We start from the raw sequence: 13,114 nt of genomic DNA, 5'->3' as shown, positions 1-13,114 counted from the left end.
GAGGTGGTGCCGTCGGCGTTGCGGACGGTGACCGTCCACCCGGCCTGCTCGGCGGCGTCGGACAGGCCGTCGCCGTCGGTGTCCTCCGCGGTGCCCGTGACCCCGGTGCCCAGGAACGTCACCTGGAAGGGGTGGTCGCGGTCCGGCGGGGCGATGTGGTTGCCGGCCACGTCGGTGACGTCGGTGACGGTCAGGGCGTAGACGATCTCGGACTGCTGGCGGGTCGTGAGCGTCACCGTGCGTCGGCTGGCGCTGACTGTCGCGTCGACGACGAGCAGGACCGACTGCGGGCTGAGGGTCTCGGACCGGAACGTGTCGCGGTCGGCGATCGAGTACTTCTGTGGGTCGCCGGCGCCGTAGACGGGCTCGCTGAAGGTCACGACGACGTGGGTGCTGTCGATGGAGTTCGCCCCCAGCACCCGCGGCGGTACGCCGTCCTCGCCCGGGTTCACCGGCGCCCCGACGAACACGGGCGGCGACCCCGGGCCGATGACCAGGGGGTTGCCGTTCCTGTCCGTGATGCCGACCACCTCGACGAGCCGGTAGTCGACGCCGGAGGTCATCGGCCAGGTGGTGAGCGTCGCCTGGACCTTGTACTCGTCCAGCACGACGGAGACGACGGGCAGGGGGTTGCCTTCCGAGTCGACGATCACGTACTTGGTCGGGTCGACGGCGTTGTCGCTAACCGGCTCGGAGAAGCGGACGACGACCGTCTTGTTGTCGGTCGCGTAGACCTCCGTCACCTGCGGCGGGACCTGGTCGCCCTCCGTGATGCCGCGGAAGGTGGCCGTGTTGAGGAACGGGTCGACCAGCTTGCTGCCCGCGGCGGAGAGCACGTTCGTGACCTTGACCGTGTAGGTGAGGTCGGACATCGAGCTCGTCGTGAGGACCACGCGGGCGTGGTCCTTGCCGCCGCTGGCGTACGCCACCCCCAGCACGTCCAGGCCGGGGTTCGCGATCTCGTAGTAGGCGGGCTCCAGCGCGCCGCTCCCCATGTCGGCCGGCTTGCCGTTGTTCGGGTCCGCGAAGGTCACGAGGACCGTCGTGTTGCTCAGAGCGATCGCGCTGGCGACGATCGGGGCCGTCTCGCCCGACCCGCCGAACGCGCTCTGGGCCTGGAAGCCGGCTGCCGACATGATCCCCGCGGCGCCGACGTCGCGCACCACGAGCTGGTACTCGACGAGCTGCTGGGGCTCGGTGGCGAGCACGACCTTCGCGGCGTCCTCGAGCCGGTAGGCGGCGAGCACGCGCAGGTGCGAGCCGTCGGGTCCGGTGATCCGGTAGTTGTCGGCCTCGACCGCTCCCTCGTCGACGGCCTGGTTGAACGTGACGACCACGGAGGTCTGGCTCGTGGCCTCGGCCTCCACGATCTCCAGCGGGGGCGCCGGCGGCTGCGGTTGGCCGCAGGCGCCCAGCAGGGCGCCGAGGGCGAAGATCGTCGCCCACATCCTCGTGCGGGCTGGTCCTAGCTGGGGCATCCTCTCCCGTCCCTTCCGAGCGACGCGTCAGCACGCCGCGTCCTCGCGGGGACGCGGCGACCCGACGGATTTGCGACGGGATGATGCGGCGGGCCCCCTGTACTCGGCCTGTCATCCGCACCGGCGGATGACAGGGACGTGTGTATCGTGTGAGAAGCGCGGATCGCATAGCAACATGGTTCGGCTCGTCACCTTCGGCTCTCTAGGTGTCGCGGACTCGGGCTTCGCGCGTCCGAAGCCCCTGCTGCTGCTCACCTACCTGCACCTGGCGGGGCCGCAGGCCAGGCGTCGGCTCGCCGCCCTGTTCTGGCCGCGGTCCAGGGACCCGCTGAACCAGCTCTCGCTCACGCTGTCCCGCCTGGCGAAGGCGGTCCCGGGGGCCTTCGTCGCCACGCACGCGACAGTCGCCGCCCAGGCGTCCTGCGACGTCGACGAGTTCCGCGCCGCCCTGGAGGCCGGGGAGGTGGACAGGGCCGCCGACCTCCACCGGGACGGCTTCCTGGCGGGCCTGAGCGTGCGCGGCGTCAGCGCCGAGCTGCTCGAGTGGGTCGACGACACGAGGGACGCGCTGGCGGCCTCCCTGCAACGTGGGCTGCTGGCGCGAGCGGGCGCGTCCGCCGCGCGCGGTCGACCGGCCGAGGCGGCGGCCCTCGTGAGGCGAGCCCTCGCCGTGCGCGACGCGTCGCTGCTCGACGTGGACGACCTGCTCCTCGCCCACGACGTGCTGTGGACCGCGAAGGACCCCGCGGCCAGGAAGCTGAGGACCGACGTAGAGGACCTCGGCCTGGAGGTGGGTCGCTCGCCCGGCGCCGCGCGGTCCGCCGCCGACGCGCGCCGCGCGGGTCAGCCGTCTGCGGCCCCTGGTGCCGGGTCCGCGGCCGACGAGCCGCGCGCGTGGGCCGGAGGGCCGAGGCTGGTCGGCAGGCGACGCGAGGGGGAGCTGCTGCGCCGGCTGCTCGTCGCCGAGGGCGCCCGGCTCGTGACGATCACGGGCCTCGGCGGCATGGGGAAGTCCTCGCTGGCGCGCGCCGTCGCCGACGACCTGGCGCACGACGCGTTCCCGAGCGGCGTGGCCTACCTGTCCTGCGACGACCTGCCGGGCACCGCCGACGTCTTCCGGGCCCTGCTCGAGGCGCTCGGGGCCCCGCTCCCGCCGGCGGGGGCGGAGCAGGGGCACGTCGCCCAGGCCCTGGCGGGCTGCGGACGCGCCCTCGTCGTGCTCGACGACTTCGACCGCCACCTGCCGGGCGCCGGCTGGCTCGGCGGGCTGATGTCCGCGGCGCCGCACGCCGCCTTCCTGCTCACCGCTCACCAGCCTCTGGGGTGGGTCAGCGAGCACGTCCTGCCCCTGTCCGGGCTCACGTCGCACGGACCGCGCGGGGGCGAGGTGGGGGAGCTGTTCCTGGCCGGGGCGCAGCGGGCCGACGCGACCTTCGAGCTGACGGAGGCCGACGTGCCGCACCTGGTGGAACTGGGCCGGCTCACGGGCGGGAACCCCCTCGCGCTCGAGCTGGCCTCGTCGTGGGTGACGGTGATGCCGGTGGCCGAGATCGTCGCCGAGGTCTCGAAGGGCGTCGAGATCCTCGAGACCGAGGCGCAGGACGTCGCCCCGCGCCACCGGAGCATCCTCGCCGTCTTCGGCCGGAGCTGGGAGCTCTTGGGCGAGGCGGAGCGGGGGCGCATGATGCGGCTATCCGTGCTCAGGGGGTCGTTCGACAGGGCGACGGCGGCGTCGGTCGCCGAGGTCGACCTGCGCGACCTGGCCGGCCTGTGCCGCAAGTCGCTGCTCGTCCGGCCCGCTCCCGGGCTCTTCGAATGCCCCCCGGTCCTCAGGCGCTGGGTCAGGGCGAGGGCCGAGGTCCGGCGGGGGGACCTGGCGCGCGTCAGGGAGCGCCACGCCGCCCACTTCCTCGGCGTGGCCAGGGCCGCGGCGCGCGCCTTCGACACTCCCGACGGCGGGCGGTGGCTGGAACGCCTGGACCGCGAGCACCGGGACCTCCTGGCCGCGATCGAGTGGTCGCGGGAGAGCGGGAACGCCCCGCGCACGCTGGCTCTCCTGCGGGCCCTCGGCCAGTACTGGGTGAGGCGCAGCCGGCTCGACGCCGTGCTGCCCTGGTACGAGCAGGTGGCGGCGTCCGACCCGGCCCCGGGGACCGAGGAGGACCTGGCGGCCGTGCTGCGCCAGCACGCCTTCGCGCTCGTGCTCGAGGGCGATCTCGAGGGTCCGAGGCCGCTGCTGCAGCGGGCCCTTCAGCTCGCGCGGTCGGTGGCGAGCCGGCAGGAGGAGGCGCGCGTGGCGAACGCGCTGGGCGTGCTGGCGGTGTTCCGGCAGGAGCTGGACGCCGGCACGGAGTGGTACCAGCGGGCCTCGGCCCTCGCCGCGGAGGCCGGCGTCGACGACCTCGTGCCGTTCGTCCTCAACAACCTCGGGGACGTGCACCTGTTCCGGGGCCGCCTGGAGCAGGCCGCCGCTTGCTACCGCGAGGCGGTCTCGCGGCTGCGCGCGCTCGGCAACCTGCAGATGCTCTCGAACGTGCTGGGCAGCCTGGGGCTCGTCACGGTGCGCGAGGGTGACGTGCCCTCGGCGGAGGCCGCGCTGCGGGAGAGCCTGACGATAGTGCGCGACCTCGGCATCACGATCAGCGTGCACCCTGCGCTCGAGCAGTACGCCGCCCTGGCGACGGCCGCCGGCGACGCGAGCGTCGCGGGTCGGCTGTGGGGCGCGGCGGACGCTCTGCGGAACAGGCTCGGCTTGGAGCCCGAGTGGTTCGCCGCCGAGGAACGCGCGCGCTGGCAGGCGGAGGCCACCAGGCTCGTCGGCGCGGAGGCGCTGGGCGCCTTCGTGACCAGCGGCGCCGAGCTGTCACTCGACGCCGCCGTGGAGCTAGCCCTCGTCGAGGGGCGCCGCTTGGCCCGCGGCGCGGTGCGCGGCGCGCGGCGCGGTGCCGCTAGGTCGTCGCCTGCGCCCGCTGCACCCGGAGAGTGAGCCGGGCGTAGGGGCCGAGCTGCTGCACGCTCACGAGCTCCATGGGCGGCTTGGTGATGCGCCGCGGCAGGAGCTGCTTGCCGGAGCCCAGCGTCACCGGGGCGAAGGTCACGACGATCTCGTCGAGCAGGCCGTGGTCGTGGAACTGCCCCACGAGGTCGCCCCCGCCGACGATCCACACGTCCTTGCCGGCCGCCGCGCGGACCATCTCCTCGTACACCGGCCGCACGTCGCCGCGCACGAACCTCACGTCGCCCGTAACCGGCTTCTCGAGGTCGGTGGAGCTGAACACCCACGTCGGCTGCTCGTAGACCCACTCGAAGGGCGCGTCGCCCTTGGTCGCGCGGTGGTGGTTGAGGATCCACAGGTAGGTGCTCTTGCCCATCGTCACCGCGCCGATGCCGGCGATGAACTCCGCGTAGTTCGGGTCCTCGCCCCCGAACTGCATGAGCCAGTCGATGGAGTCCGCCTCGGTGGCGATGAAGCCGTCGAGGCTGCTGGCCGTGTAGTAGACAGTCTTCACCTGGGCCCTCCCTGTCGCCCTAGGCCCGCTTGTCGCGCGACGCCGGCGCCCGTCCCTGGGGTCCGTCGGCGCTTCGCGGGGCGCGCACTCGGCCCCTCTCGCGCTCCGCGACCCTCGACGCCGGCGCACGGCACCGGGCCGTCACAGAGGGTGCCATACAGTAGCGCCAACGTGAGCTTCGTGCAGAAGGTGATCGGAGCCTTGCTCCGGCCTCGGGTCAGGCGGCGCGCGCGGGGGAAGACCCTCGAGCAGCTGGCCGAGCAGCTCGAGGCGTCACGCGACCGGCTGCTGCCCCGCATGCTCGCCGCTAGCGACACGCCGGGCAACCGCGAGGCCCTGAACCACTGGGTGGGCATAGAGCGGTGGAGCCTGGCGCGCGTGCGGCGCTGGCAGGACCCGCCCACGGTGCTCGAGCCGTACCACTCCTACCGCCTGCCAGAGGGCTCCTCGCTCGAGGACCTGCAGGAGGCGTTCGCGCGCACGCGCGAGGAGAGCATCGGCCTGGCGCGCGAGCTGGCCCGGTCCGGCGCCGACCAGCAGGCCGTGGTGCCGCACAACGACCTCGGCCCCCTGACGCTCGTCGAGTGGTTCGAGTACATCGACGACCACACCCGCCGGGAGATCGTCAGGCTGCGCGGGTGAAGGGTCGTCCGGGCGCGGGCCTGCGACTGCCCGGAAGCGGACTCCCTAGCCGTCCGACGGGTCCGCTGGTCCGCGGACGCCCGGTCGTGGTCGCCCTACCTGTCCGACCACACCGCCAGCACGTTGCCGCTGGGGTCGGCGAAGTGGAACCGGCGTCCCCCGGTGAACGAGAAGATGGGCTCCACGACGCTGCCGCCCGCGCCGCGCACCGCGCCCTCGACGGCCTCGAGGTCGGTGGCGTACACGATCACGAGCGGCCCGCCGGGCGTGACCTCGCGCCCCGTCGTGAAGCCGCCGCTGAGGCGTCCGTCGCGGAACTCGCAGTAGTCGGGGCCGTAGTCCGTGAACTCCCAGCCGAAGACGTCGCCGTAGAACCGCTTCGCGGCCTCGACGTCCGTCACGGCCAGCTCGACGTAGTCGATGCGGCGGTCGTGCTCGGCTCGCGCGTCGCTCATGCCTGCCTCCCACTGCCCCTCGGACGAGTGACGGCACGATAGCAGTGCGGGGGCCGGCCCCGGCGACGACCGCCGGGCGACGGGCCCCGCGTCGTAGCGGGCGTACCGCTTCGGGCCCGCAGGGGCGGCGCCCGGCCTCGGCACGGGGTGGCGGGCGCCTAGCCCCCGCCGTAGTCCGCCGGCGCCACGAACGTGACGGCGGCCGGCGCGACCCTCACCTCCAGCGGCGTCTCGCCCACGGGGTCGCCGTCGACCTGCACGGGCAGCGGCGGGCTGGCCTCGACGCGCAGGTGCGCGGCCGGCGCGAGGTCGGCGCGGGAGCCGGCGCGGTCGAGGAGCCGCAGGGCGCGCCGCAGCACGGCCCAGGCGCCGGGTCTGCGCATGACCGCCACGTCCATCAGGCCGTCGTGCGGCGTGGAGTCGGGGCCCACGGCGAGGCCGAGCAGCTCCAGCCGCGTGGCGTTGAAGGCGATGACGGTGTGCCCGCGCAGGCGCCTGGTGCGGCCGTCGAGCGCGAGCGTGAGGTCGTGTCGCCTCAGGTCGCGGGAGGCGGAGAGCGCCGCCCTCAAGTAGGCGAGGAACCCCAGCTCGTCCTTGGCCTCGCGGTCGGCCGCCTCGTTGATCATCGCGTCGAGCCCGGCGCCGCAGAAGAGGAGCGAGACGAGCCCGTGCGACGTGACCTCGAGCACGTCGAGCCTCACGGGCTTCCCGCTCGCCAGTGACTCGAGCGCCGCCTCCGGCTCCAGCGGCACGCCCAGCACGCGCGCCAGGCCGTTGCCCGTGCCGAGCGGCAGGACCGCTACCGGGACGTCGGCGGAGGAGGCGAACACGCCCCGGGCGACGGCCGTGACGGTGCCGTCGCCGCCGCCCGCCACGACGAGGTCGAAGCCCTCCTCGGCCGCGGCGGTCGCCCAGGACAGCGCGTCGTCCGGGCCTGAGGTCACCCGCACCTCGGCCGACGCGGCGCCGTGGCCGAGGACGCCGTCCCTCACCGCGGACTCCAGGTCGGCGCCGCGTCCGGCCCCGCTCGTGGGGTTGAGCACGGCGAGGACGCGGCGCCCGGAGAGCACGGGTCAGCCGCCTGCCCTGGCGTACCCGCGCCCGGGGGGCGCGGGCGGTCCAGCGAGTCCGCGGGAGCGCCGGCCGGTGTGCCTGGGGGCCCTGGCCGGCCCGCCGGATCGGCGACCGCCGGCCACGGCTCAGCGCGCCCGCATCACGAGCTCGCGCACCGCTGCCACCACCAGCGCGGGCTGCTGGTAGTAGACGTAGTGCGGGCTGCGCTCGGCGACGACGCGTTTCGAGCTCGTCGACACGTTCAGGAAGTCCTCCTGCAGCTCGCCCCAGATCTCCTCCGCGCGCCGCAGGACGTCGGGGGTCAGCCCCATCGCCTCGAGCGCCTCGGCGGGCAGCTGCGCCTCGACGCCGAGCCCGCGCGAGATCACCGTCACGGGCAGGTCGCCGAGGTCTAGCGCCTCGGCCGCCTGCGCGAGCGTCGCTTCCAGGGCGCGGTACTCTGCCACCGCGGCGCGCAGCTGCTTCGCCTGCACGAACAGCCGCGCCCAGACGTCCTGCAGGGCCGGAGTCAGCACGGACGGGGCGTTCGGGCGCACGGCGTCGGGCGGCAGGCCGCCCGACTCGGCCATGTCGATGGCCGCGGCCAGCCCCTCTATCTCCATGTCCTGCGCCGCGATGAGCTCGGGCACCTCCGCCAACGCCTCCATCTGGCGCGGGTGCGACGAGTCGATGAGCACCACGCCCACGACGTCGTCGGGATGGGCCTTCGTGTAACCGAGCGCGAACAGCCCGCCCAGCGAGTGGCCGGCGAGCACGAAAGGTCCCTCCTCGCCGGCTCCCTCGAGGAGGGCGCCCAGGTCGGCGACGACCGCGTTGAGGTCGCGGGCGTCGTCCGACTCGTCCGACCAGCCGTAGCCGGCGCGGTCGTAGGCGCACACGCGCGTGAACCCGGCGATGCGTGTCTGCAGCGCGCGGAAGTTGATCGAGCCGTCGCCCAGGCCGGCCTCGAGCACGACGGTCGGGCTGCCCTCGCCCACGCAGTAGACGTGCAGGCGGCGCCCGCCGACGTCGACGAGCCGGCCGGGGGCGGGCGGCAGCTCGGGCTGGGCGCCCGCCGCGGTGACGGACGCGAGCACGCCCACGGCGGCGGACGCGAGCATGGCCACGGACGCGACGCGGCGGAACAGCTGGCGCAGGTCCATACGGTCCTCCCGGTCAGATGCGACCACTGTAGCGAACGGACGCGGCCGGCCGCCGGGCAGGTCACGGACGCACGGTGCTTGACAACGTATTCCGATTCTGGAATATGATGCCCACGTGGCGAAGGCAAGGGCCAGCGACGCCTTCGCGGCACTCTCCGACCCGGTCCGCCGCGACCTGCTCACGGCGATCGGCGAGGGGGAGGTGACCGTGAGCGAGCTCGTCGAGCGCCTCGCCATACCCCAGCCGCAGGTGTCGAAGCACCTGGGGGTCCTGAAGGAGGCGGGGCTCGTACACGTGCGGCCCCAGGGCAAGTGGCGCTACTACAGCGTCGCCGGACGCGCCCTCAAGCAGGTCCTCGAGTGGCTGGAGCGCTTCAGCGCCACCTGGAACGAGCGGCTCGACCGGCTCGACGACGTGGTGGCGGAGCTCGAGGAGGAAGGGCCATGACCGTCAAACAGAACCGCAAGGGCTGCGCCACCATCACCGTCGTCTCCGACACCGCCTACGAGGTCGAGCGCAAGTTCGACGCCTCCGCCCAAGCCGTGTTCAGGGCGCTCACCGAGCCGGAGCTGATCAAGCGCTGGTGGGGCTTCCCGAGCGGGCGGTGGGTCGAGTGCGTGGCTGACGTACGCCCCGGCGGCCGCTGGAGGAACGCCGTGATCGACCAGGGTCAGGAGGTGTTCTTCCATGGCCGCTACCACGAGGTCGACAGGCCCCGCCGCCTCGTGAACACCGAGGTGTACGAGGGGGTGCCGGGCGGCGGCCCAGACGTGGACGAGCCGAGCACGCTCGTGACCACCGAGCTGACCGAGGAGGGCGGCGTCACGACGATGCGGCTCCACGTGGAGTGCCACACGCCCGAGGTGCTGCAGATCGTCCTCGGCAGCGGCATGGAGTCGGGCATGCAGGTCACTTACGACCGCCTCGAGGACCTCCTTCCCGGCCTGGCGGCCTGACGGCGGTGACCATGCGCTTCGACCTAGAACGAGCCTCCCAGGTGCTGGGACGGACGCCGGCGACGCTGCGCGCCCTCCTGAGCGGCCTCGACGACGCCTGGCTCCACGCCGACGAGGGCGAGGGCACCTTCAGCCCCTTCGAGGTCGTCGGGCACCTGCTCGAGGCCGAGCGCACGAACTGGCTGCCGCGAGCCCGCGTGATCCGCGCCGGCGACCCCGGCGCCTCCTTCCCTCCCTTCGACCGCTTCGCCCACAGGCGGCTCCACGCCGGACGCCCGCTGGAGGACCTCCTCGACGAGTTCGCCGCCGCACGGCGCGAGAGCCTGGCCGAGGTGGCGTCCTGGGGCCTCGACGAGGCGGCGCTCGACGCCCGCGCCAACCACCCCGAGTTCGGCCCCGTCTCGCTCAGGCAGCTCCTCGCCACCTGGGTCGTGCACGACCTCGGGCACCTGGCGCAGGTGGTGCGCGTCATGGCCAAGCGGTACGGCCAGGACGTGGGCCCCTGGGAGCGCTTCCTGCCCATACTGCGCGACCGGCCGCGGCCGGCGTCCTGACGGCACGGCCGTGGCCTAGCACCCCTAGGCAAGCGGGCTCCGGGTGGACCGGCCCCGCGCCTCTCAGCGGGAGAGCCTCGCGGCGCTACACTCGGCGAGTCCCGGACGAGCTTTCGCACGCCAACGTGCGCGGAGGAGGGGTGCGGAGATGACCGAACGTCGGCACGTGTACGCCGTGGAGCCGCTCGAGGCGCGGGAGCGCGAGGTCGGCGCCTGGCTGTGGGCGATGGAGGAGGTCAGGCGCGGCCTCCACAGGGCGCTGCGGGGCGTCGAGCAGGACGAGCTCGACTGGCGCGGGCCCATCGGCCGCGACAACTCGATCGGCACGCTGCTGACGCACATCGCCGGCGTCGAGATGGGGTGGTGCTACTACGACGTCCACCGTGAGCCGTTCCCCCCGGAGCTCACGGCGCTGTTCCCCTACCAGGAGGACCGCGGGCCGGACGGGACGCTGGTGCACGTGGCGGGACAGGACCTGGAGACGCACCTGGACCGGCTCGCGGCGGTGCGCCGCAGCGTCCTCGGGCGCTTCGCCGCGATGGACCTGGACGACTGGCACCGGCTACGCGAGCCGGAGGGCGAGGACTACGCGATGTCCCCGGCGTGGGCGGTGTACCACCTGGTCGAGCACGAGGCCGGGCACATGTACGAGGTCAGGGCCATCAGGCGCCGGTGGCGCCAGGCGAAGTCGAGCTTCCCCGGCCCCTGAGGGCGCGCCCCCACGCCTTCGACCCGTTCGTCGGTTCGAGCGAGGGGTGGACGTTCGGTCAGGCGGCGGGCTCGAGCCTGGGCGTCGCGCGACCGCGACCGGCGCGCCCCCGCCACAGGCGCCACGCGCCCGCGAGGCCCAGGGCGGCCACTAGCGCCACGAGGGCGTACGGTCCCTCGAGGCGCGCGCCGTCGGCGACGAGCGAGAGCATGGGGTGGTTGTTCAGCGCGTGGACGCCGACGACCGCGAAGAGGTTGTCGGTGAGCAGGTAGAGCAGGGCGAAGAAGAGGCCCATCGCGAACAGCGGCAGCAGCGCACCCGGCAGGTCGCCGGGAGGCAGGCCGGTGACCCAGAGGCGGTTGGGCGCGTGCGCCAGCGCGAACGCCGCCTGCGAGACCGCGGGCGCCAGCGTCAGCGCGAGCGCGGGGCCCGCGCGCCTGAACCGCAGGAAGAGCTGGGGCAGCAGGAAGCCGCGGAACACGACCTCCTCGTAGAGGGCGTTCCCGAGGAGCTGGGAGACGAGCAGGTAGGCGGCGGTGGCGGCGCCGGCCAGCGCCCACTCGTCGACCACCTCGGCGCCGGTGAGGAGCGAGTAGGCCAGCAGGCCGGCCTGCACCAGCGCGAAGTAGGCCAGCGTGAAGGCGGCACCGGCCGGCACGTCCCGGGCGCGAAGACCCACGTCGGCGGGGCGCAGCCCGAAGGCGCCGAGCAGCAGGCCGCCCACGAGCACGGCCAGCCCGGCCAGGTTGGCGGTCAACGTGTCCAAGACCGGCACGCGGGCGCGGAAGCCCAGGTTCACGGCGATCACGAAGGCCGCATGCGCGGCCAGGAACAGCGCCAGGGACGCGAGGGGCACGCGGCGTGCGGGCAGTCGTACCCGGGGCGCCCCAGTAGCGGCGGCTGTCGGCCCGACGCTTCTCACGCCCCAGTGTCGTGCCGGAGGGCGCGCCGCGACGACGGAGCCTTGTCCCGGCGGCACGCCCCGGCCGACGGCCCGCGCTCGGCCCTGCCGCCCACGACTCGACCGTCCTGGACCGCGCCCGGTTCAGCCGGCCACGTCGAGCCAGACCCGCAGCGCCTCGACGTCGGGGTCCCAGAGCACGGTGCCCAACGGCACCCGCACGACCTCGACCTCGGCTCCGGCCGTGCTCAGGTAGGCGGCCGCCGCCTCCCCCTGGGCCAGGGACGGGTCGTCGCTCCCCAGCACCAGCAGCACCCGCTTACCATCGAGCCGTCCGCGCGGCGGCTCGCTCGGCGCCAGGCCGGGGCGCAGGAGGGCGGCGGCGGAGAAGGCGTCGGGGTGGCGGGAGATGCTCGCCAGCGCCAGGTCGGCGCCGTCCTCGTGCCCCACCAGCACCGTGGGCGCGCCGCCCAGGTCGTAGTGGCGCGCGGCCTCGCGCACGAAGACGGCGAGCTCGTCGGCGGCCAGGCGCAGCGCGGCAGGATCGGCCTGCCCGGCCGGCGAGCGCCTGACGAACGAGGGCCCGGCGCCGTCGGCGATGTGGCCCCTGAGGGAGAGGAGGTGAGCTCGGGAGGAGGCCCGGCGGGCCAGCGGCAGCAGCGTGGTCTCGTCGCCGCCCACCCCGTGCAGTAGCACCAACGTGGCGCCCGAGGACCCGGGCACGAACCGGTGGACCCAGCCGAGGTCGCGGCGCGGGAGGCGAGCCTCGCCGGGCAGGGCGAACGTGGGCAGGACGGTCTCGAGCTCCGCCCGGCGCGGCTCCAGGTCGGGCGGCAGGACCAGGGCCTCGCCCAGCGACTGCAGGGGCTCGTCGAGGGTCAGCCCCGGGTCGTCGCTGGCGACCTCGAAGAGCGCCCCCGACGGCTCGCGGAAGTACGCCGAGCGGAAGTAGCCGTGCTCGCGGAGCGGGCTCATGGCGAGGAGGCGCTTCGCGGCGTACTCCCGGAGCCGGGCCGGGAAGGTGTCCATGTCGCGGCGGAAGGCCACGTGGTGGACGGTGCCGACGCCGCCCGCGGCGGGCCAGAACCCGGCGGCGTCGCGCACGTAGACGAGGCTGCCCACCTCGGCCGGCGCGCGGTAGGCGCGCAGGGTGCCGGCCCGGTCTACGGCCTCGAAGCCGAGCAGCGCCGTGAGGACCTCGCCCGTCGCCTCCACCTGGTCAGACCAGAGCGTCACGTGGTGCAGGCCGCGCACGGACGCGGCCGGGGGCACCCCGGAGCGCTCCGCGTCGGCCGCCGGAGCGGGGGCGTCGTCGGTGCCGACCAGGACGATCGGCAGGCCGTCCGGGTCCTCGAGCGACAAGGTCGTCTGCCCGCCCTTGGCGGTGGGGCCGCCGAAGCGCACGCCGCGCGACAGGAGCCGCTCGTACCAGAACCCGACCTCCGCGCGCGGCACGCTCAGCCCTACCTCGGCGGCCTGGCCCACGCCGCGCCGCCCCTCCGCGGTGTCCGGCCAGGCGAAGAAGGTCAGGGCGGTGCCGGGGCTGCCGTCGTGCGGCGCGTAGAAGAGGTGGAGCGTCGACGGGTCCTGGTGGTTGACGGTGCGCTTGACCAGCCGCAGCCCCAGGAGGCCCAGGTAGAAGTCGGCGTTCGCCTGGACGTCGCCGGTCACGCCCGTCACGTGGTGCAGGCCG

At 74.3% G+C, this 13,114-nt stretch carries 13 protein-coding genes; 6 read left to right on the top strand and 7 right to left on the bottom strand.

Going from position 1 to position 13,114, the window contains the following annotated elements:
• A partial coding sequence (locus tag VF202_07165) for a hypothetical protein (protein ID HEX7039870.1) occupies positions 1 to 1,478 on the bottom strand: 1,478 nt, incomplete at its 3' end.
• A 175-nt stretch (positions 1,479 to 1,653) separates the two neighbouring features.
• On the opposite strand from VF202_07165, the gene VF202_07160 reads away from it, so the two are divergent.
• The gene (locus VF202_07160) at positions 1,654 to 4,464 is read left to right on the top strand and encodes a tetratricopeptide repeat protein (protein HEX7039869.1); all 2,811 of its coding nucleotides are present in this window, start codon (positions 1,654 to 1,656) and stop codon (positions 4,462 to 4,464) included.
• On the opposite strand, the gene VF202_07155 is transcribed toward VF202_07160, so the two are convergent.
• Entirely contained in the window at positions 4,427 to 4,987 is a 561-nt protein-coding gene (locus VF202_07155) for a dihydrofolate reductase family protein (GenBank protein HEX7039868.1), read from the bottom strand. The genes VF202_07160 and VF202_07155 overlap by 38 nt on opposite strands.
• Before the next feature lie 171 nt (positions 4,988 to 5,158).
• Here VF202_07155 and VF202_07150 point away from each other — a divergent pair, with 171 nt between their 5' ends.
• On the top strand, positions 5,159 to 5,629 hold the full coding sequence (locus VF202_07150) for a hypothetical protein (protein ID HEX7039867.1): 471 nt from the start codon (positions 5,159 to 5,161) through the stop codon (positions 5,627 to 5,629).
• Positions 5,630 to 5,724: 95 nt separating this feature from the next.
• Here the strand turns inward: VF202_07150 and VF202_07145 are convergent, their stop codons facing one another.
• From VF202_07145 to VF202_07135, 3 genes are all read right to left on the bottom strand, one after another.
• Positions 5,725 to 6,084, bottom strand: a complete 360-nt coding sequence (locus tag VF202_07145) for a VOC family protein (GenBank protein ID HEX7039866.1) — start codon at positions 6,082 to 6,084, stop codon at positions 5,725 to 5,727.
• A gap of 158 nt (positions 6,085 to 6,242) precedes the next feature.
• Positions 6,243 to 7,154 (bottom strand): diacylglycerol kinase family protein, encoded by a 912-nt coding sequence (locus VF202_07140; protein ID HEX7039865.1) that lies wholly within the window; start codon positions 7,152 to 7,154, stop codon positions 6,243 to 6,245.
• Between the two features lie 129 nt (positions 7,155 to 7,283).
• On the bottom strand, positions 7,284 to 8,300 hold the full coding sequence (locus VF202_07135; protein ID HEX7039864.1) for an alpha/beta hydrolase: 1,017 nt from the start codon (positions 8,298 to 8,300) through the stop codon (positions 7,284 to 7,286).
• Between the two features lie 115 nt (positions 8,301 to 8,415).
• Between VF202_07135 and VF202_07130 the strand changes: the two genes are divergently transcribed.
• The 4 genes from VF202_07130 (at position 8,416) to VF202_07115 (ending at position 10,520) form a co-directional block, all read left to right on the top strand.
• Positions 8,416 to 8,748, top strand: coding sequence for a metalloregulator ArsR/SmtB family transcription factor (locus tag VF202_07130; protein ID HEX7039863.1), 333 nt, complete (start codon positions 8,416 to 8,418; stop codon positions 8,746 to 8,748).
• Positions 8,745 to 9,257 (top strand): SRPBCC family protein, encoded by a 513-nt coding sequence (locus VF202_07125; GenBank protein ID HEX7039862.1) that lies wholly within the window; start codon positions 8,745 to 8,747, stop codon positions 9,255 to 9,257. The genes VF202_07130 and VF202_07125 overlap by 4 nt, the downstream gene beginning before the upstream one ends.
• Before the next feature lie 11 nt (positions 9,258 to 9,268).
• Positions 9,269 to 9,811 carry a DinB family protein gene (locus VF202_07120; protein ID HEX7039861.1) on the top strand — a complete coding sequence of 181 codons (543 nt, stop codon included), beginning with the start codon at positions 9,269 to 9,271 and terminating at the stop codon, positions 9,809 to 9,811.
• Positions 9,812 to 9,959: 148 nt separating this feature from the next.
• Entirely contained in the window at positions 9,960 to 10,520 is a 561-nt protein-coding gene (locus tag VF202_07115) for a DinB family protein (GenBank protein ID HEX7039860.1), read from the top strand.
• A gap of 58 nt (positions 10,521 to 10,578) precedes the next feature.
• Here the strand turns inward: VF202_07115 and VF202_07110 are convergent, their stop codons facing one another.
• The gene (locus VF202_07110) at positions 10,579 to 11,376 is read right to left on the bottom strand and encodes a CPBP family intramembrane glutamic endopeptidase (GenBank protein ID HEX7039859.1); all 798 of its coding nucleotides are present in this window, start codon (positions 11,374 to 11,376) and stop codon (positions 10,579 to 10,581) included.
• A 189-nt stretch (positions 11,377 to 11,565) separates the two neighbouring features.
• Positions 11,566 to 13,114 (bottom strand): VOC family protein (locus tag VF202_07105; GenBank protein HEX7039858.1); only part of this gene is annotated, 1,549 nt, incomplete at its 5' end.

The sequence above is a fragment of the Trueperaceae bacterium genome (assembly GCA_036381035.1).
In the GTDB taxonomy this organism is placed as follows: domain Bacteria; phylum Deinococcota; class Deinococci; order Deinococcales; family Trueperaceae; genus DASRWD01.
The sequence above is the reverse complement of the archived record's forward strand: the minus strand, read 5'-3'. Positions and strand labels throughout refer to the sequence as shown.